Genomic DNA, 17,897 nt, shown 5'->3' with positions numbered 1-17,897 from the left:
CGAACCGCGGTCGACAGTGTTGTCGTCAGTACGCAGGCTGCGGTCCGCGCCCGAATCAGGCACCTGCTTGACGAGTACGACGATGTTCATCGCGCTTCGACGACCCTCCTGTTGGTGTTGCGATCACTCGCCCGGTCTGGGCGCAGCGTCGCGCTTCCGTTGACCCCGGTCAACCGCGCGCTGCTGTGCAGTTGCCCACGGCGCAATGTTACCTGCCAGTAGCATTCCCTTCCGGCGACCCCAGAGTGACACAGCTCACCGAGGCCCTCGCGGTCGGTCAGCTCATGCCGGCTGGTCCAGCGCGGCCCTGAGCCGCTCGATGACCGCCGCCTCGGCCGGGGCCACCCCCCGGTGCGCGCCGGCCACCCGCTCGGCCGCGGACAGCACCACCCGGCGGTAGTCGGCCACGTCCTGCGGCGACTTCTCGCGCAGGATCCGCACGGCCCGGCCCAGCGCCGGCAGCACCACCGACTCGATCTCCAGCGCCGAGTCCCGGGGCAGCTTCGGCAGCGGGCCGCTGGTCAGCGCCTCCTTGACCACCCCGCTGCTGTCGGCCATCGCGCCGGAGGCGGCGAAGCTCTCCCGGAACAGGGCGATCATGCCCGGATCGGCGTTGGCCACCAGGAACACCGCTCCGAACGCGCCTGTCTTGAGGGTCAGCCGCTCCTCGGCCGTCAACCGCTGCTCCATGATCACGGAGTGTAGACGTACGGGGTGGTGGTTGTGACCGGGACGAGCCCGAGCCGCTCCAGGATCGGCCGGCTCTCGTCGGAGGCGTCCACCTGGAGCAGCGTCCGACCCCGCTGGTGCGCCAGGCGGGCCCGGTGGGAGACCAGCGCGCGGTAGATGCCCCTGCGGCGCCACGACGCGAGCGTCGAGCCGCCCCAGAGGGTGGCGAAGCCCGACTCCGGGACGTAACGCACCCAGCCCGCGCTGACCACCTCGTCGCCCGCCTCGGCCACCACCACCGTGATCGACTGCGGGTCGGCGGCGATCTCCTTCTCCAGCGCCGGCGCCAGATGGCTCCGGTCGGCACCCCAGACCGCCGCCTCCATCGCCGCGATCCGGTCCAGGTCCGCCCGGGTTGTCACCTCCCGCAGGCGTACGCCCTCGGGCACGACCGGAAGCGCGGCCGCGAGCGGCGCGACCGCCCCGATCACGACGGTCTCCTGCTCTTCCGGCACGAATCCGGCCGCGCGCAGCCGGTCCGCCAGGTCCGCCGGCTCGTCGTGGCCGTGCAGCTTCCACTCCACCGGCTCGCCGCGCTCCCGGAAGAGCGCCACCTGCCGGGCGATCAACTCGTCCAGCGCCGCGCCCGTCAGCCCGTCGAGGTCACCGTAGGTGAGGAAGCCACGCCGGTCGAGGCCGAGCATGCGGATCAGCGGGCCGTCCCGTTCCACCGTCACCCCGGCCGGCAACGGGTCGGGCACCAGCGCCCGGAGCTGACTGTCGTACGAGTTCCGCAGCGTCGTCGCGTCAAGATCCGTCATCGCTCCAGGCTACGACCGGACGGAAGCGGATAATCGCGGCGTGTGGCAGGCGATCAGGCGATGGTTCGACCCGCGCGAACTGCGCTCGGTCGGCAGCACCCCCGACTACCGCTTCTCGCTGGCCAACGAGCGGACGTTCCTCGCCTGGCTGCGTACCGGGCTGGCGCTGGTCGCGGGTGGGCTGGCCGCCGCGCAGTTCCTGCCGCCGCTGCCACTGGCACACCTGCGCGAGGTGATCGCCATCGCGCTGTTGCTGCTCGGCGGCACGGTCGCGGTCCGGGCGGTCGACCACTGGGCGCGTACGGAACGGGCCATCCGGTTGGGCGAGGAGCTGCCCGCCTCCCGCTTTCCGGCGGTGCTCGCCCTGGCCGTCGGCCTCGGCGCGCTGCTGCTGGTGGCGGCCGTACTGGCCCGGGCGGTGGGCGACCCGTGAGCGACGCGGCGGAGCCCGCCCGGCCGGGAGGGCTGGACGGGCCGGGAGGGCTGGACGGGCCGGGAGGGCTGGGCGGGCCGGCGCGCGACCCGGGCCTGCAACCCGAGCGGACCCGGCTGGCCTGGCAGCGCACGGCGCTGGCGCTCACCGTGATCATGCTGCTGACCGTGCGGCTCGCGCTCACCGGCCCGCCCGCCGGCAGCGTGTTCGGCGCGCTGGTCGCCGGGGTCGCCGTGCTGGGCTGGGGCGCGACCCTGGCGGTCTGCTGGCGCCGGGCCACCGGCACCGGCCCGGCGCCCGGCCACGGGCGGGCGCTGCCCCTGGTCGCCCTCGCCACGGCCGGCTTCGCGCTGCTCGGCACGCTGTTGGCGGCGACCGGACTGGGTTGACGGGAGCCGGTGCGCCATCATTGACGGATGGCCCGGCTCTACGTCCTCCTCTTCGTGGTGCAGATCGTCCTCGCCGTCTGCGCCCTGATCAGCTGCCTCTCCGCCGAGGAGGGCGAGATCAAAGCCCTGCCCCGGATCGCCTGGGTGCTGATCATCCTGTTCTTCCCGCTGCTCGGCTCCCTCGCCTGGTTCGCCGCCGGGCGGGAGCGCACCGCCGGGGGCCCCGCCGGCGGGGCGCCCAAGGGCCGGCTCCTGCCGGGCCGCGAGCGGCCCCGTCCGGTCGCCCCCGACGACGACCCCGAGTTCCTCCGCTCGCTCGGCGAGCGTTCCCGGCGGGAGGACCAGGAACTCTTCCGCCGCTGGGAGGAGGACCTGCGCCGCCGCGAGGGCGAGATCCGTCGCCGCGACGGCGAGCAGCCGCGCGAGGAGGACCGCCCCGAGGGTTCCGCGCCCGGGGCCTGAGCCCCGCCGTCGCCGGGCTCCCGGCGACGGCGGCGGGCGCGAGTCAGGCCAGGTTCGACGAGCGGGGGTACGCGTCGGCCGGGTCGGTGAGCACGTTGACCAGGTACGGCACGCCGGCGTCGAACGCCCGCCGCAGCGCCGGCCCGAGGTCGCCGGCCTTCGCCACGGTCTCGCCGGCGCCACCCAGGGCGGTCACCACCTGGTCGTAGCGCAGCTCCGGCTGGAGGTCGGCGGCGACGTCGTAGCCGTACATGGCGCGCATCGGGTGCTTCTCCAGGCCCCAGATGCCGTTGTTGCCGACCACGATCACCACCGGCAGCTTCTGCCGGGCGAGGGACTCCACGTCCATCAGCGAGAAGCCGGCCGCGCCGTCGCCCATCAGGACGCAGATCTGCCGGTCGGGGTGGCTGACCCGGGCGCCCATCGCGTAGCCCATGCCGGTGCCGAGGCAGCCGTACGGGCCGGGGTCGAGCCACGTCCCGGGCTGCGCGGGCTCCAGGTAGCGGCCGGCGTACGAGACGAAGTCGCCGCCGTCGCCGATGGTGATGGCGTCGCGGGCCAGGACCTTGCGCAGCTCGCCGTAGACCCGGGCGGGCCGGATCGGGTCGGTCTCGGCGGCCATCTCCTCGGCGTCGCGGGCCTTCGCGGCGTCCTCGGCGGTACGCAGGGCGGCGATCCACTCGGCGTGGTCGGCCCGGTCACCGGGGTGGTCGGCCAGCGCGGTGAGGATCAGCCGGAGGTCGCCGGCGGGGGCGGCGGCCGGCTGGACGTGCCCGGCCCGCTGGCTGGGTGCGTCGACGATGTGCACCACCGTGGCGTCGCCGAAGTCGCCGAAGCTGAGCCGGAAGTCCAGCGGGGTACCGATCACGACGACCACGTCGGCGCCCTTCAGCCCCACCCGGCGGGCCTTGGCGAAGGCGAGCGGGTGCTCCGGCGGCAGCGCGCCCCGGCCCATCCCGTTGGTGAAGACCGGCACCTGGAGCGACTCGGCGGCGGCCCGCAGGGCGTCGACCGCGTCCCCGGCGTAGACGTCGGAGCCGGCGATGATCACCGGACGGCTGGCGGCGGCGATCAGGCCCGCCGCCTTCGCCACCTCGCCCGGGTCGGGCTCGACCGGCGCGATGCCCGGCGGCGGGGGCAGCTCGGCGTCGGCGACGGAGAAGACCGCCTCCAGGGGGAAGTCGAGGAAGACGGGGCCCCGGTGCGGGGTGAGCGCGGCGGTCAGCGCCGCGCTCACCGCCCGCGGGATGTCGTCGGGGCTGAACACGGTCTCGGCGTGCTTGGTGACCGGGGCGACCAGCGGCAGGTGGTCCATCTCCTGGAGGCTGCCCGAGCCCCACCGGAACTGCGGGGCCCGGCCGCCCAGCACCAGCACCGGCGAGGCGTTGAAGTACGCGCTGGTCAGCCCGGAGATGCCGTTGGTCACGCCGGGACCGGCGGTGAGCACGGCGAGGCCGGGTCGCCGCTGGAGCTTCGCCACCGCCTCGGCGGCGAAGACGGCCGACTGCTCGTGCCGGACGTCGTAGAGGGGGAAGCCGGTCTTGTGCGCGGCGTCGTAGAGCGGGAAGACGTGCCCGCCGGAGAGGGTGAACATCTCCCGCACCCCGTACGCGCGCAGCGCCGCGAGCGCGAGCTCCCCGCCGTGACCTTCGATCCGCTCCGTCATCGCTTCCCCTTCGTCCGTATGGCCGGAGTCACACGCTACTCAGCGGTAGGAAGAATGTGAACAGCTCTCGTCAACGGCCGGTGAAGTCCGGCTTGCGCTTCTCCACGAAGGCCGCCATGCCCTCGCGCCGGTCATCGGTGGCGAACAGCGCCGCGAAGAGCTGACTCTCCCAGGCCAGACCGGAGTTCAGGTCCATGTCCAGGCCGCCGTCGACGGCGAGCTTCGCGGCGCGCAGCGCCTGGACCGGGCCGGTGAGGTACGGGCGGACCAGCTCGACCGCGGTCTCGTAGACCTCGCCCGCCGGGGCGACCCGGTCGGCCAGGCCGATCCGCAGGGCCTCCTGGGCGTCGACCATCCGACCCGACATGATCAGATCCTTGGCGCGGGCCGGGCCGACGAGGCGGGCCAGCCGCTGCGTGCCGCCCGCGCCCGGGATGATGCCCAGCTTGATCTCCGGCTGGCCGAGCTTCGCGTCCTCGGCCACCACCCGCCAGTCACACGCCAGCGCCAGCTCGCAGCCGCCCCCGAGGGCGTAGCCGGTGATCGCGGCGACGACCGGCTTGGGGATCCGGGCGATCGCGCCGAGCGCGCTGGACAGGTCGGCGGCCCGGTCCGCCATGTCCACGTAGGACATGTCGGCCATCTCCTTGATGTCCGCCCCGGCGGCGAAGACCTTCTCCCCGCCGTACACGATGACGGCGCGGACGCCCGCGTCGGCGGTGGCCGCCGCGGCGGCGGCGCGCAACTCCTCCTGCACCTGGGTGTTCAGGGCGTTCATCGGCGGCCGCTCCAACCGGATGGTGCCGATGCCGTCCCTGGTCTCCAACCGCACGAACTCGCCCACGCTGGCCCTCACTTCCTCGTCGAAGTCGCGTGCCAACCTTACGGCCAGGCTCGTTGGGGAAAGTAGTCTGGTGCCAGGCCCGCCACCGGGAGTCCCGCCATGATCACCTATTACGACGACAGGTCCGTGCAGGTCACCTCCACCGCCGTCCGGGTGGACGGCCGGACCTTCCGGCTGGCCGAGATCAGCATGGTCTGGCACCGGCGCGGCAGCCGCTCCTGGCGGGTGCTCGCCGGGCGCGGCGCGATCGGCGCGGCGCTGGCCGGCCCCCTGGTGGCCGCCGCCCTCGGCATCGCGCTGGCACTCTGGCTGGACCGCTCCCTCACCGTCACCGTCGCCATCGTCGGCGCCTCGGTGCTGATCGGGCTCGCGGTCGGCCCGGTCGCCGACTTCCTCTTCGAGCACCTCGACCGCTCGTACGCCCGGGGCAGCCGGCAACTGGAGATCTGGGCCCGCTGGCGCGGCCAGCCGGTGCGGCTGCTGTGCACCGGCGACGCGCTGCGCTTCGGCCAGATCTACCGGGCGGTGCAGCGGGCGGTGGAAGCGGGCCAGCCGGTGGCACCCCGCCGCCGGCAGAACTCGATCGGCCGTTAGAACTCGATCGGCCCGTCCGGCAGCATGCCCAGGCCGCGCAGCAGGCCGAACAGGTCCTGTTCGCCCCAGAACTGCACGATCCGGCCGCCGGCCAGCCGGTACATCTTGCAGGTGCTCTGCACCGCCGTCGCGCCGGTGGCGTCCCGCCGGTAGGTCTGCGCCAGCGACACCACCACGCGGTCCTCGGCGGCGAAGATCTCGACGATCTCCTGGTCGAGCACGGTCAGCCCCGGCGAGGTGACGGCCCCCTCGACGAAGTGCCGCCCGCGCACCCCGGCGCCGGATCCGTAGATCTGCACGTCCTCGTCGACCACCGCCCGCAGTTCCGCCAGATCCTTGGTGACGAAGGTCCGCAGGTAACGACGGACCACGTCGACGTTGCGCGCCTGCTCGCTCATACGCTCCGACGTTACCCAGTGGAGTCACGCGACTCCGTCCCTCAACGTGGCGGTCAGGGGGTGGCGGGTGACGCGGTGACATCGCTGTCGAGCTGCCCCTACGGACGGGGCAGGACGGACAGGCGTGCGGGCCCCGGCGCCGGTCCTGTTCCCGGGGCAGCTCGACAGCGTGGGCACGGTCACCCCCCGACGCTGAAGCCGGGCCTGAGCCGCGCCGGGTCGGGCCCCGAACCTGGTCCGCACCGGGCCGGCCGGCAGGCGCGCCAGCGGTTAGGCTTAGTGATGACCCTCTATTACCGGGACGACGCGGTGCAGGTGACCTCGGAGTCGATCCGGGCGGGCGGCCATGCCGTCGCGATCGCCGACGTGACGTACGTCTGGCATGCGCAGGGGCCGAAGACGCTGGCCGTACGGGGACGGGTGCTGGGCCGGGGCGTCCTGGTCCTGCTCCTCTCGCTGCCCCCGTTGGTCGCGGTGGTCTGCGTGCTGTCGCTGGCCTGGTCCGCGCAGGACCGGGGCGAGTGGCGGCTGGCCCTGCTCATCGTCGCCGCGTGCGTGGTCGGCGCGCTGGCCCTGGCGCCCTTCCTCGAGATCCCGCTCGGCTGGCTCGACCGCTCCTACGAGCGGGGCAGCAAGGTGCACGAGCTCTGGGTGCAGCACCACGGCCGGGAGGTGCTGCTGCTGCGTACGCCGGACGCGCTGCGGTTCGGGCAGATCTACCGGGCGGTCCAGCGGGCGGTCGAGCAGCACACGGATTCCTGACCGGGCGGTCCGTGCGTGGGCGACGCACACTTGGTGCCATGGTGATTCCCCTCCCCCGCCCCACCGCGGTCCTCGGCCTGACCCGCTCCGCCCTCGACCAGGCCCTCGGCTCGGCGGCCTCCTTCGCGGCCGTGCCGGCCCGCGCGTTCGCCGTGCTGGACTCGGTGGAGGCGCTGCTGAGCCGGGTCAACGGGGTGGTGGACCGGATCGACGGCATGGTCGACCGCGTCGACGGCATGGTGGGCCGGGTCGAGCAGACCCTCGACCGCACCGACCGGGTGCTCACCGACGCCGAGGGCGCGGTCCGTGAGGTCGCCGTCATCAGCGCCGCCGCGACCACCGCCATCGAGAACGCGACCGAGGTGGCCGCCACGGCGGCCTCGGTGGTCGGCAAGGCCGACGCGGTGGCCGGGCGGGCGGCCGGCACCGTGGGTACGGCGGCCGAGGCGGCGGCCACGGCCGCCGAGCTGCTGACGGCGTACGAGCCGGCGCTGCGCCGGGCCGCCCCCATGGCGACCCACTTCGTCGAGCAGCTCAGCCCCGAGGAGGTGGCCGCCGCGATCCGGCTCGTCGACGAGCTGCCCAAGCTCAAGCAGCACCTCACGGCGGACATCCTGCCGATCCTGGCCACCCTGGACCGGGTCGGCCCCGACCTGCACGACCTGCTCGACGTCACCCGCGACCTGAAGCTCGCCGTCGCCGGCATCCCCGGGCTGGGCATGCTCCGCCGCCGCGGCGAGAAGCTCACCGACGAGGCTCCGGCGTGAGCACGGTCAACAGTCGCAGCCGACGACGGGGCGCGGCGCGGTCAGCTCGTCGGCGGGCCGCCGGGTCGACCCGGCCGCGGTGACCACCGGCAGCCCCTCCCGGACCCAGTACTCGTAGCCGCCGATCATCTCCTTGACCGGATAGCCGAGCCGGGCGAACTCCAGGGCGGCCCGGACCGCGCCGTCGCACCCCGGCCCCCAGCAGTAGGTGACCACCCGCGACCCGGCGGGCACCAGGTCCACGGCGCGGGCGGCGATCTCCGCCGTCGGCAGGTGTACCGCGCCGGGCAGGCGTCCCTGCTCCCAGGCGGCCGCGCCGCGCGAGTCGACGACCACCAGCCCGGGCACCCCGGCGGTCAGGTCGGCGTGCACGTCGGCCACGTCGGTGTGGAAGCGGAGCCGGTCGAGGAAGTGGGCGGCGGCGGTGGTCGGGTCGGCGGCGGGCACGGCGAAGGTCAGCGTCATGCCTCGATCCTGCGGTCGGGCGGCCGCCGGGACGAGTGGCCGGAACGCCGTCCTCCGCTAAGATCCCGCCATGCGCAGCGTGGCCGTGCTGGCGTACCCGGGGATGTCGGTCTTCGAGACCGGCATCGTCACCGAGGTGTTCGGGCTGCCCCGCCCCGAGTTCGACGTCGACTGGTACGAGCTGGCCGTCTGCGCGGAGCGCCCCGGGGCGGTGCCGGTGGTCGGTGGGGCCGCCCTGCACACCCCGTACGGCCTGGAGACGCTGGCCGCCGCCGCGACCGTGATCGTGCCCGGGGTCCCCGACGTCACCGTCGGACCGTCGGCGGAGCTGGTCGCCGCGCTGCGCCGGGCACACCGCGCCGGCGCCCGGATCATGTCCATCTGCTCGGGCGCATTCGCCCTGGCCGGCGCCGGCCTGCTCGACGGCCGGCGGGCCACCACGCACTGGCGGTACGCGGACCTGCTGGCCCGCCGCCACCCGCAGGTCGTGGTCCAGCCCGACGTGCTCTACCTCGACGACGGCGACATCCTCACCAGCGCCGGCAGCGCGGCCGGCCTGGACCTCTGCGTGCACGTGGTCCGCCGGGACCACGGCGCCGCCATCGCCAACGCGGTCGCCCGCCGGTTGGTCATCCCGCCGCACCGGGACGGCGGGCAGGCGCAGTTCATCGAGGCGCCGGTCGCCGCCGACCCGGACGACGACCGGATCGCCGGGAGCATCGCCTGGGCGCTGGCGCACCTGCCCGAACCGCTCACCGTGGCCCGGCTGGCCGGGCAGGCGCACATGTCGCCCCGCACCTACCTGCGGCACTTCGCCCGGGCCACCGGCACCAGCCCGATCCGCTGGCTGGTCGACCAGCGGGTCCGGGCCAGCCTGGCGCTGTTGGAGACGACCGACGCGCCGGTGGAGGAGATCGCGGCGGCGGTCGGCTTCGACCGGGCCGTCACCTACCGCCACCACTTCGGCCGGGCCATGCGGACGTCGCCGTCGGCGTACCGGCGGGCCTTCCGCACCGGCCCGGCGGCCCGCCGGTCCCTCGCGCCCGTGGTCGGCACGCGGCGGGGCCCGGAGCACACCGGCGCTCAGGCCGGCACGTAGAGCTCGTCGATCTCGTCGCGGCGGGGCAGCGCCACCGAGGCACCGAGGCGGCGCGCGCAGGCCGCTCCGGCCGCCGCCGCCCAGCGCACCGCGTCGACCACGTCCCGGCCCTCGCCCCAGGCGACTGCGAGCGCGGCGGTGAAGGCGTCCCCGGCCGCCGTGGAGTCCACCACGTCGACCTTGACCGCCGGCACGTGCACGGCCGTGCCGTCCCGGTCGCCGTACCAGGCGCCCTCCGCGCCGAGGGTGAGCACCGCCCGGGGTGCCAGGTCGAGCAGGATCGACGGCTCGTCCCGGCCGCGCCCGGTGAGCGCCTGCGCCTCGGTCTCGTTGACCACCAGCAGGTCCGTCGCGGCCAGCAGCTCCGCAGGTACGGGCACCGCCGGGGCCGCGTTGAGCACCACCCGGGTGCCGGCCGCCCGGGCGGCGACGGCCGCCTCGGTCACCGTGGCGACGGGGATCTCCAGCTGGGCGAGCAGGACGTCCGCCTCGCGTACGACGGTCAGCTCGGGCTCGGTGAGGCCGGCCATCGAGGCGTTGGCGCCGGGGCTGACCAGGATCGCGTTCTCCCCGTCGGCGTTGACCATCACCAGCGCCACCCCGGACATGCCGTACGTCGTGCGGAGCTGGTCGGTGTCGACCCCGGCGGCGGTGATCCGCGCCCGGAGGGTGACGCCGAACGAGTCGGAGCCGATCGCCCCGAGGAAGGCGCAGGAGGCGCCGGCCCGGGCCGCGGCGATGGCCTGGTTGGCGCCCTTGCCGCCGGGAACCATGACGAAGTCGGTGCCGAGCAGGGTCTCCCCCGGCCGGGGCAGCGCGGGGGCGGTGCCCACGAGGTCCATGTTGGCGCTGCCCACCACGACGACCCGGGTCTGCCGCATCCCCGCCTCCCCGTCAGGCGGCGCGGGCGGTGTACCGGTCGCCGGCCCGCTGGACCACCAGGGGGACGCCGAAGGTCTTGGAGAGGTTGTCCCCGGTCACCGTGTCGCCGAGGAGCCCCTGTGCCACCACCGCGCCGTCGCGCAGCAGCAGCGCGTGGGTGAAGCCGGGCGGGATCTCCTCCACGTGGTGGGTCACCAGCACCAGCGCCGGGGCGTCCGGGTCGTACGCCAGCTCGGCCAGCCGGGCGACCAGGTCCTCGCGCCCGCCCAGGTCGAGCCCGGCGGCGGGCTCGTCGAGCAGCAGCAGCTCCGGGTCGGTCATCAGCGCGCGGGCGATCTGCACCCGCTTGCGCTCGCCCTCGGAGAGGGTGCCGTAGGTGCGGTCGACGAGGTGGCCGATGCCGAGCTGGCCCAGCAGGGCGCGGGCCCGGGCCTCGTCGGTGCTGTCGTAGCTCTCCCGCCAGCGGCCGACCACCGACCAGGCGGCCGTGACGACCACGTCGCTGACCCGTTCCTCGGCCGGCACCCGCTCGGCGAGCGCGGCGGTGGAGAGCCCGATCCGGGTCCGTAGCTCGTTGACGTCGGTCCGGCCGATCCGCTCGCCGAGCACGTGTGCCGTCCCGGTGGTCGGGTGCAGCCGCCCGGCGGCGAGGTTGAGCAGGGTCGTCTTGCCGGCGCCGTTCGGCCCGAGCACCACCCAGCGCTCGTCCAGCTCGACCCGCCAGTCGACGTCGTGCAGCAGCGCAGTGCCGGAACGGCGTACGCCGACGCCGTCGAGGCTGATCACGAGATCCGCGTCCCCAGTCACCCGACCATCCAACCACGCACCACCGCGCCGCCCCCCATGGGCGGCGGCCGGACCGTAGGGTGAGGCGCCGTGTCGTTGGTCACCACAGCCGAAGGACGGTCCATGCCCGATCGGTACGCGGAGCCGCGCGGATGAGCGCGGTCATCGAGATCGAGGGTCTGCGCAAGACCTTCCACAGCCTGCGGCAGGGTCGCCGGGTGGCGGTCGACGGGTTCGACCTGTTGGTGGAGGCCGGCCAGATCCACGGTTTCCTCGGCCCCAACGGGTCGGGCAAGACCACCACGCTGCGCGCCCTGCTCGGGCTGGTCCGGGCCGACGCGGGCCGGATGACGATGCTGGGCGTCCCCTCGCCGAACGGGCTGCCCCTGGTGGCCGGGCGGGTCGGGGCGATCGTGGAGAGTCCGCAGTTCTTCGGCAACTTCACCGGCGAGCGCACCCTGCGCCTGCTCGCCAGGGCGGGCGGCGTGCCGACCGGCCGGGTCGACGAGGTGCTGGAGCAGGTGGGCCTGTCCGACCGGGGCGACGAGCGGGTCAAGGGCTACTCGCTGGGCATGAAGCAGCGGCTCGCGGTGGCCTCCGCCCTGCTCAAGGATCCGGAGCTGCTGATCCTCGACGAGCCGGCGAACGGGCTGGACCCGGCCGGCATCCGGGAGATGCGCGACCTGATGCGCTCGCTGGCGGAGTCCGGGGTGACCGTGCTGGTCTCCAGCCACATCCTCGCCGAGATCCAGCTGATCTGCGACCACGTGACGATCATCTCGCGGGGCCGGCGGGTCGCGGCCGGGCGCGTCGACGAGGTGCTGGCCGGCTTCGACCGGCACGAGCTGCTGGTGCGGGTGGACGATCCGGAGCGGGCGGTCGAGCTGCTGGCGGCGACCGGGTTGGCGGCGACCGGGCACGACGACCATCTGGTGGTGGACGGCGTGGACGACGCCACCGTGGTCAGTCGCACGCTGGGCGAGGCCGGCCTCTGGGTGCGCGAGCTGACCCCGATCCGGCCCGACCTGGAGAGCGTCTTCCTCGAACTCACCGGCACGGCCGCGCACCCGGCGCTGCCCCGGCAGGTGAACGACTCGGTACTGCCCGACGGGCCCCGGGAACCGGTGATCGACCTCGACGTGCGGGGAGTGGACGCGTGAACCTGGTCCGTGCCGAGCTGGAGCGTCTCGGCGCCCGGCGCTTCGTGCAGCTCATGCTCGTCCTGCTGGTGCTCGCGTTCGGCGTCACCGCGGCCACCACCATGGCGGGTTCCCACCAGCCCACCGCCCAGGAACTCATCGACGCCCAGCAGCAGGCCGCCGCGGCGCGGATCGAGCTGGAGCGCACCCACCAGCTCTGCCTGGAACGGGAGCGCGGGGCCGCGCTGGCGGACGACGTGCGGGGGTACGTGCCCGACGACTGCAGCGAGGTCGACCCGGCCCTGATGGAGCGGGCTCCCGTGGCCGCCGACTTCCTCACCGGGGTGTTCATCTTCGCCGAGGAGGCCGAGGCGCTGCTCTACTTCCTCATCGCCTTCCTGGCGTTGTTCGGGTTCCTGGTCGGCGCCTCGTACATCGGCGCCGACCTGAACTCCGGCGGCGTGGTCAACCTGCTGCTCTGGCGGCCCCGGCGGATGATGGTGCTCGGCGCCAAGCTGGGCACGCTGCTCGGTGGGACGGCGCTGGTGTCGGTGTTGGCCTCGGCGGCGTACCTCGGGACGTTCTGGCTGATCGCCCACCTCGCCGGGCGGCCGGGCCGGCTCGACGGGGAGTTCTGGGGTGCGCTGGGCGCGACCTGGGGCCGCGGCCTACTGCTGGTGCTGCTGCTCACCACGGTCGGGTTCGCCGTCGCCACCCTGGGCCGGCACACCTCGGCGGCCCTGGGCGCCATCGCCGGGTACCTGGTGGTGTGGGAGTTGGGCGCCCGGCTGGTGATGGAGATCCTGGACGTCGCGAAGCCGGAGCGGTTGATGCTCTCCAGCTACGCGGCGGCTCTGCTGAACGGCCGGATCGGGTTCTGGGACTACCGCTCGTGCACCTTCGTGGGCAGCGATTCGTGTGGCGGCGACGCCTGGGCCCTGACCTGGCAGCCGTCGCTGCTCCTGCTGCTCGGGCTGACCGGCGCGCTGACCGGCGCCGCCTTCGTGGCGTTCCGCCGCCGCGACCTGATGTGACCAGCTCCGGCACCCGTCACAGGCGCGGCAAGACCTTGCAGCATTGAGGCCACGGATGAAATATTCCTTCACATGATGCCCGCCCGCCGCCGGTCCCGCAGAGCCGGGGCGGCGGCGGGCGGCGCGCTGTCCACACCGGCGTACGGCCCGCGCCGGTCAGCCGACGGTCGAGCCGAAGACCTCGTCGCGGACGGCGTCCAGCGCGGTGCGCAGCGCACCCCGCAGGATCGGCTCCTCGGTCAGCCCCGTGGGCACCACCCGGGGGCGCACCAGGGTGATGGCCGCGACCTCGTGCTGCACGCGCTCGGCCAGCGCCACCCCGCCGGCCTGCCCGACCTCGCCGGCGAGTACCACCAGCGGCGGATCCAGCACCACGCACGTGCTCGCCACACCCAGCGCCAGCCGGCGGGCCACCTCGTCGAGCATCGGGCCGCCGGCCGTGCCGTCGGCGACCGCCGCCCGCACCGCGGCGGCGCCACTGTCGTCCGGGTAGCCGTGCGCGCGGGCCAGCTCGCGGACCGCGTCCGCGCCGATCAACTGCTGGAACGCCGGCTTCGCGCGGCGGGACACGTCACGCGGGATGGGCGCGCCGGGCACCGGCAGGTAGCCGATCTCGCCGGCGGCACCGCTGCTGCCGTGGTGCAGCCGGCCGCCCAGCACGATCGCCAGGCCGACGCCGGCGCCGACCCAGACCAGCACGAAGTCCGTCAGGCCCTGGGCCGCGCCCGACTGCGCCTCGGCGACGGCGGCCAGGTTGACGTCGTTCTCGAAGACCACCGGCGTGTGCAGGTCGTCCCGGAGCGCGGCGAGCAGGCCGCTGTGCCAGCGGGGCAGGTTGAAGGCGAACGTGATGTCGCCCGTGCCGGGCTCCACCAGACCGGGGGTGCCCAGCACGATCCGCCGTACGCTCGACAACTGCGCCCCGGCGCTGCTCGCGGCCTGCACCACGGCGTTGTGCACCACGCCGACCGGATCGTCGGTGTCCTGGGTCGACTGCTCGACCCGGCCGATCACCGCCCCGGTGATGTCCGCACAGGCGGCGACCACCCGGTCGGCACCCACGTTCACCCCGACCACGTGCGCGCTGCCCGGACGCACGGCGTAGAGCTGGGCGTTCGGCCCACGGCCGCCGGCCTGCTCGCCGACCCGGGTGACCAGGCCCCGCTCCTCCAGCCGCTCGACGAGCTGGGAGGCGGTGACCTTGGACAGCCCGGTCAGTTCGCCGAGCCGGGCCCTGGTCAGCGGCCCCCGCTCCAGCAACAGCTCCAGCGCCGCACGGTCGTTGAGCGCCCGCAACAGGCGGGGGGTGCCGGGCAGCCGGGTCGCACTCATGCCACGTCCTCTAGTTTTGATAAACCTTGTTAACTGTAAACCGACCTGCGAACGGGTAGCCGATAGCGTATCGGTCACCCGGGAGCGGGGTGCTCGGCCGACCCGGTACGTCACCGACCCCCGCCGGTACGACATCCGTGCCGCCGGGGCACCGAAAGGGGAAGATCACGTGGGGCTGGATCCAGGACTGCGCCGGCTCGCGCTCGGCACGCTGCTCGCCGCGTACCCGGGGCCCGTCCCGCCCGACTGGGCGGTGGAACTGGTGGCCGAGGGGCTCGCCGGGCACACCCTGTTCGGCACCAACGTCCACGATCCGGGGCAGGTGGCGGCGAGCACCGCCGCGCTGCGGTCCGGCCGCCCGGACGTGCTGGTCGCGATCGACGAGGAGGGCGGTGACGTCACCCGGCTGGCGCACGCCACCGGCAGCCCGTACCCGGGCAACGCGGCGCTCGGCGCGATCGACGAGGTGGAGCTGACCCACCGGGTCTACGCGGCCATCGGCGCGGAACTGGCCGGCCTCGGCGTCACCGTCAACCTCGCGCCGACCGTGGACGTGAACACCGCCGACGAGAACCCGGTGATCGGCACCCGCTCGTTCGGCGCCGACCCGATCCGGGTGGCGGCGCACTCCGCCGCGGCCGTGGCCGGGCTGCAGTCCGCCGGGGTCGCCGCCTGCGCCAAGCACTTTCCGGGGCACGGGGCCACGGTCGCCGACTCCCACTACGAGCTGCCCACCGTGGACGTGCCGCTCGACGTGCTGCGCCGCCGTGACCTGCCACCCTTCGCGGCGGTCGTCGAGGCCGGCGCGCGGGCCGTGATGACCGCGCACATCCGGGTGCCGGCCCTGACCGGGGACGGCCCCGCCACCTTCAGCCGGGCGGTCCTGGTCGACCTGCTCCGCGGCGAGTACGGCTTCACCGGCACGGTCATCACCGACGCGCTGGAGATGAAGGGCGCCGCGGTGGCTGCCGGCGGGGTCGGCCCGGCCGCCGTCCGGGCCCTGGCCGCCGGCGCCGACCTGCTGTGCATCGGTGCAGAGGTCGACGCCGAGCTGGTCGAACAGGTGGTCGCGGAGATCGTCGGGGCGCTCGGCGACGGCCACCTGGACCTGGCGCGGGTGGAGGAGGCGGCCGGCCGCGCCGCCGCGCTCGCCGCCTGGACCCGGGTCTCCGGCGCGGCGGCGACCGCCCCCACCGACCTCGGTTATGCCGCCGCGCGGCGCGCCGTCCGGGTGGAGGGCGTACTGGCCGGGCTGGACCGCCCGCTGGTCGTCCAGTTGCACGCCGCGTCGACCCTCGCCGAGGGGCGGGTGCCGTGGGGCCTCGGCCCGCACCTCGGCGGCGCGGAGGAGCTGCGGGTCGTCGCCGCCGAGACCGAGCCGGCGGCCCTGCGCCAGCTCGCCGGGGACCGGCCGATCGTGCTGGTCGGCCGCCACCTGCACCGGCTGCCCGGTGGCGCCGACCTGGTGACCGCGCTGGCCGCCGGGCACCCGGTGACCGTGGTCGAGATGGGTTGGCCCTCCCGGTGGCGCCCGGCCGGGGTGCGGGCGTTCGTCACCACGTACGGCGCGAGCCACGCCTGCGGCCGGGCGGCCGCCGAGGTCCTCGGCCTGACCGGCTGACGCCGTCACCGGGCACCCGCCGCCAACGGCGGTTGGCGCCCGGCTGGGCCCGGCCGGCTTCGACCGGGCCCAGCCGGGGTATGTCACGGCATGACCGCCACCGACCCCTGGCGCCGGGCCCTGGCCGATTTCGTGTCCCGGTCCCACCGGCTGCCCGCGGACGGGCTGGCGAGCACGGTCGACGCCGTGCTCCGGCCACTGGGGGTGGCGGCGACCGTGTACCTGGTCGACGCCGAGCAGCGCGGTCTGCGCCCGCTGCCCGGGACGGGGCGGCCGACGCCGGAGGTGCTGCCGATCGACACCAGCCTGGCGGGGCGCTCCTTCACCCAGGTCGAGGTGCACGCGGGGCAGGGGCCACCGCCCCGGCTGTGGGTGCCGATCGTCAACGGCACCGACCGACTGGGGCTGCTGGAGGTGTTCCCGCCGGACGACGCCGACCTCGCCGACGAGGCGCTCCGGGACGGCTGCCGGCTCATTTCCGGCCTGGTCGGCCACCTGGTCACCAGCAAGCGGGACTACGGGGACGTCCTGCACCGCACGCGCCGAAGCCGGCCCATGGAGGTCTCCGCCGAGCTGCTCTGGCACCTGCTCCCGCCGCTGACCTTCGCCACCCCGGAGGTTGCGGTCAGCGCCCTGCTCGAGCCCTGCTACGAGGTCGGCGGGGACGCCTTCGACTACGCGGTGGACGGCGGGGTCCTGACGCTGGCGATCCTCGACGGGGTCGGGCACGGCCTGCCGGCGGTGCTCACCACCTCGGTGGCGCTGGCCGCGCTGCGGGCGGCCCGGCGCGCCGGCTCGGACCTGCCCGGCCTGGCCCGGGCGGTGGACGCCGCGATCGTCGCCGCGTGGCAGGACGCGCGGTTCGTCACCGCGGTGCTCGCCGAGTTCGACACCGGCTCCGGGCTGCTGCGCTACGTCAACGCGGGGCACCCGCCGCCGGTGCTGCTGCGTCGGGGGCGGGCCGTGCGGGAGCTGACCGGGGGTCGCCGGCTCCCGCTCGGCCTGCCGGATGACAGCGTCGTGGTCGGCCGGACCCGGCTGGAGTCCGGCGACCGGCTGCTGCTGCACACCGACGGGGTGACCGAGGCGCGCGACCCGGCGGGCGAGATGTTCGGGCTGTCCCGTCTGGCGGACCTCGCCGAGCGGCACATCGGCTCCGGGCTGCCGGCCCCGGAGACGCTGCGCCGCCTCAGCCATGCGGTGACGGAGCACCAGGGCGGTGTGCACCGGGACGACGCGACCCTGCTGCTCGTCGAGTGGTCCGCCACCGCCTCGGCGAACCTGGAGCCCTGAACCGCCCCGCCATGCCCGCGGTCAGTCCAGCCCGCGCCACCCCCGCGCGACAGGCCGGCCGGTCTCGGAGTCGGCGAGCCCGAGCAGGGCGCCGACTCCGGTGATCCGCAGGACCCGCGCCACCCCCGGCTGCGGGCCGGTCACCCGCATCGTCACGTCGCGCTCGCGGCCCACGGCGGCGCCGCGCACCAGGACGCGTACGCCACTGGAGTCCAGGAACCGCACGTCGGCGAGGTCGACGACGACCTCCCGGACACCGGGCCGGTGCAGCGCCTCGGTGAGCGTCGCCTCCAGCTCGGCGGAGTTGGCCATGTCGACCTCACCCGCGGGGCGCAGGACCACCCGCCCCGGCTCCGTGTCCCGCGTACCCCGGTCCATGGCCTGCCTCACCGTTGAAGGGACGCGCCGTCGACCGACGCGTCTCGACCATACCGACCCCCA

General features: G+C 74.9%; 21 protein-coding genes and 1 pseudogene. 11 read left to right on the top strand and 11 right to left on the bottom strand.

Annotation, left to right across the window (positions count from 1 at the left end; genetic code table 11):
* The 3 genes and pseudogenes from ABZ809_RS31565 to ABZ809_RS31555 form a co-directional block, all read right to left on the bottom strand.
* Nucleotides 1–90, bottom strand: a pseudogene (locus ABZ809_RS31565) (electron transfer flavoprotein subunit beta); the annotation flags it as partial.
* 192 nt (nt 91–282) lie between these two features.
* A complete protein-coding gene (locus tag ABZ809_RS31560; RefSeq protein ID WP_357566288.1) occupies nt 283–696 on the bottom strand; it encodes a hypothetical protein in 414 nt (137 codons plus the stop codon).
* Nucleotides 693–1,490, bottom strand: coding sequence for a GNAT family N-acetyltransferase (locus ABZ809_RS31555; RefSeq protein ID WP_357566287.1), 798 nt, complete (start codon nt 1,488–1,490; stop codon nt 693–695). Before ABZ809_RS31555 ends, ABZ809_RS31560 begins: the two co-directional genes overlap by 4 nt.
* A gap of 40 nt (nt 1,491–1,530) precedes the next feature.
* Between ABZ809_RS31555 and ABZ809_RS31550 the strand changes: the two genes are divergently transcribed.
* Genes ABZ809_RS31550 through ABZ809_RS31540 form a run of 3 tightly spaced genes read left to right on the top strand, consistent with a single transcriptional unit; the run spans nt 1,531 to nt 2,774 of the window.
* Nucleotides 1,531–1,923, top strand: coding sequence for a DUF202 domain-containing protein (locus ABZ809_RS31550; protein ID WP_357566286.1), 393 nt, complete (start codon nt 1,531–1,533; stop codon nt 1,921–1,923).
* Entirely contained in the window at nt 1,920–2,312 is a 393-nt protein-coding gene (locus ABZ809_RS31545; RefSeq protein ID WP_357566285.1) for a DUF202 domain-containing protein, read from the top strand. The genes ABZ809_RS31550 and ABZ809_RS31545 overlap by 4 nt, the downstream gene beginning before the upstream one ends.
* A 27-nt stretch (nt 2,313–2,339) precedes the next feature.
* On the top strand, nt 2,340–2,774 hold the full coding sequence (locus tag ABZ809_RS31540; RefSeq protein WP_357566284.1) for a PLD nuclease N-terminal domain-containing protein: 435 nt from the start codon (nt 2,340–2,342) through the stop codon (nt 2,772–2,774).
* Nucleotides 2,775–2,817: 43 nt separating this feature from the next.
* On the opposite strand, the gene ABZ809_RS31535 is transcribed toward ABZ809_RS31540, so the two are convergent.
* Together ABZ809_RS31535 and ABZ809_RS31530 are read right to left on the bottom strand one after the other, a co-directional pair.
* On the bottom strand, nt 2,818–4,440 hold the full coding sequence (locus ABZ809_RS31535) for an acetolactate synthase (protein WP_357566283.1): 1,623 nt from the start codon (nt 4,438–4,440) through the stop codon (nt 2,818–2,820).
* 70 nt (nt 4,441–4,510) lie between these two features.
* On the bottom strand, nt 4,511–5,284 hold the full coding sequence (locus ABZ809_RS31530; protein WP_357566282.1) for an enoyl-CoA hydratase-related protein: 774 nt from the start codon (nt 5,282–5,284) through the stop codon (nt 4,511–4,513).
* Nucleotides 5,285–5,383: 99 nt separating this feature from the next.
* Here ABZ809_RS31530 and ABZ809_RS31525 point away from each other — a divergent pair, with 99 nt between their 5' ends.
* Complete coding sequence (locus ABZ809_RS31525; RefSeq protein WP_357566281.1) at nt 5,384–5,878, top strand: DUF6232 family protein; 495 nt, start codon at nt 5,384–5,386, stop codon at nt 5,876–5,878.
* On the opposite strand, the gene ABZ809_RS31520 is transcribed toward ABZ809_RS31525, so the two are convergent.
* Nucleotides 5,875–6,276 carry a nuclear transport factor 2 family protein gene (locus tag ABZ809_RS31520; RefSeq protein ID WP_357566280.1) on the bottom strand — a complete coding sequence of 134 codons (402 nt, stop codon included), beginning with the start codon at nt 6,274–6,276 and terminating at the stop codon, nt 5,875–5,877. The genes ABZ809_RS31525 and ABZ809_RS31520 overlap by 4 nt on opposite strands.
* A 282-nt stretch (nt 6,277–6,558) precedes the next feature.
* On the opposite strand from ABZ809_RS31520, the gene ABZ809_RS31515 reads away from it, so the two are divergent.
* On the top strand, nt 6,559–7,038 hold the full coding sequence (locus tag ABZ809_RS31515) for a DUF6232 family protein (protein ID WP_357566279.1): 480 nt from the start codon (nt 6,559–6,561) through the stop codon (nt 7,036–7,038).
* 38 nt (nt 7,039–7,076) lie between these two features.
* Nucleotides 7,077–7,805 carry a hypothetical protein gene (locus ABZ809_RS31510; protein ID WP_357566278.1) on the top strand — a complete coding sequence of 243 codons (729 nt, stop codon included), beginning with the start codon at nt 7,077–7,079 and terminating at the stop codon, nt 7,803–7,805.
* 6 nt (nt 7,806–7,811) lie between these two features.
* Here ABZ809_RS31510 and ABZ809_RS31505 read toward each other — a convergent pair whose 3' ends face one another.
* Nucleotides 7,812–8,270 (bottom strand): rhodanese-like domain-containing protein, encoded by a 459-nt coding sequence (locus ABZ809_RS31505; RefSeq protein ID WP_357566277.1) that lies wholly within the window; start codon nt 8,268–8,270, stop codon nt 7,812–7,814.
* Nucleotides 8,271–8,340: 70 nt separating this feature from the next.
* Between ABZ809_RS31505 and ABZ809_RS31500 the strand changes: the two genes are divergently transcribed.
* Nucleotides 8,341–9,369, top strand: coding sequence for a helix-turn-helix domain-containing protein (locus ABZ809_RS31500; RefSeq protein ID WP_357566276.1), 1,029 nt, complete (start codon nt 8,341–8,343; stop codon nt 9,367–9,369).
* On the opposite strand, the gene ABZ809_RS31495 is transcribed toward ABZ809_RS31500, so the two are convergent.
* Nucleotides 9,354–10,250: a ribokinase gene (locus ABZ809_RS31495; protein WP_357566275.1), complete on the bottom strand. Its 897-nt coding sequence runs from the start codon at nt 10,248–10,250 to the stop codon at nt 9,354–9,356. The genes ABZ809_RS31500 and ABZ809_RS31495 overlap by 16 nt on opposite strands.
* A gap of 13 nt (nt 10,251–10,263) precedes the next feature.
* On the bottom strand, nt 10,264–11,058 hold the full coding sequence (locus ABZ809_RS31490; protein ID WP_357566274.1) for an ABC transporter ATP-binding protein: 795 nt from the start codon (nt 11,056–11,058) through the stop codon (nt 10,264–10,266).
* 131 nt (nt 11,059–11,189) lie between these two features.
* Between ABZ809_RS31490 and ABZ809_RS31485 the strand changes: the two genes are divergently transcribed.
* Both ABZ809_RS31485 and ABZ809_RS31480 read left to right on the top strand, forming a co-directional pair.
* Nucleotides 11,190–12,197, top strand: a complete 1,008-nt coding sequence (locus ABZ809_RS31485) for an ATP-binding cassette domain-containing protein (protein WP_357566273.1) — start codon at nt 11,190–11,192, stop codon at nt 12,195–12,197.
* The gene (locus ABZ809_RS31480; protein WP_357566272.1) at nt 12,194–13,210 is read left to right on the top strand and encodes an ABC transporter permease subunit; all 1,017 of its coding nucleotides are present in this window, start codon (nt 12,194–12,196) and stop codon (nt 13,208–13,210) included. Before ABZ809_RS31485 ends, ABZ809_RS31480 begins: the two co-directional genes overlap by 4 nt.
* A 156-nt stretch (nt 13,211–13,366) precedes the next feature.
* On the opposite strand, the gene ABZ809_RS31475 is transcribed toward ABZ809_RS31480, so the two are convergent.
* On the bottom strand, nt 13,367–14,542 hold the full coding sequence (locus ABZ809_RS31475; protein ID WP_357566271.1) for an ROK family transcriptional regulator: 1,176 nt from the start codon (nt 14,540–14,542) through the stop codon (nt 13,367–13,369).
* 169 nt (nt 14,543–14,711) lie between these two features.
* Here ABZ809_RS31475 and ABZ809_RS31470 point away from each other — a divergent pair, with 169 nt between their 5' ends.
* Together ABZ809_RS31470 and ABZ809_RS31465 are read left to right on the top strand one after the other, a co-directional pair.
* The gene (locus ABZ809_RS31470) at nt 14,712–16,163 is read left to right on the top strand and encodes a glycoside hydrolase family 3 N-terminal domain-containing protein (RefSeq protein WP_357566270.1); all 1,452 of its coding nucleotides are present in this window, start codon (nt 14,712–14,714) and stop codon (nt 16,161–16,163) included.
* 90 nt (nt 16,164–16,253) lie between these two features.
* On the top strand, nt 16,254–17,456 hold the full coding sequence (locus ABZ809_RS31465; RefSeq protein WP_357566269.1) for a PP2C family protein-serine/threonine phosphatase: 1,203 nt from the start codon (nt 16,254–16,256) through the stop codon (nt 17,454–17,456).
* Nucleotides 17,457–17,477: 21 nt separating this feature from the next.
* On the opposite strand, the gene ABZ809_RS31460 is transcribed toward ABZ809_RS31465, so the two are convergent.
* Entirely contained in the window at nt 17,478–17,834 is a 357-nt protein-coding gene (locus tag ABZ809_RS31460; RefSeq protein ID WP_357566268.1) for an STAS domain-containing protein, read from the bottom strand.
* Between the last annotated feature and the right edge of the window lie 63 nt (nt 17,835–17,897).

Source organism: Micromonospora sp. NPDC047074 (genome assembly GCF_040643815.1).
Taxonomy (GTDB): domain Bacteria; phylum Actinomycetota; class Actinomycetes; order Mycobacteriales; family Micromonosporaceae; genus Micromonospora.
Note: the sequence above shows the minus strand (reverse complement) of the source record. Positions and strands in the feature narration are given on the sequence as shown.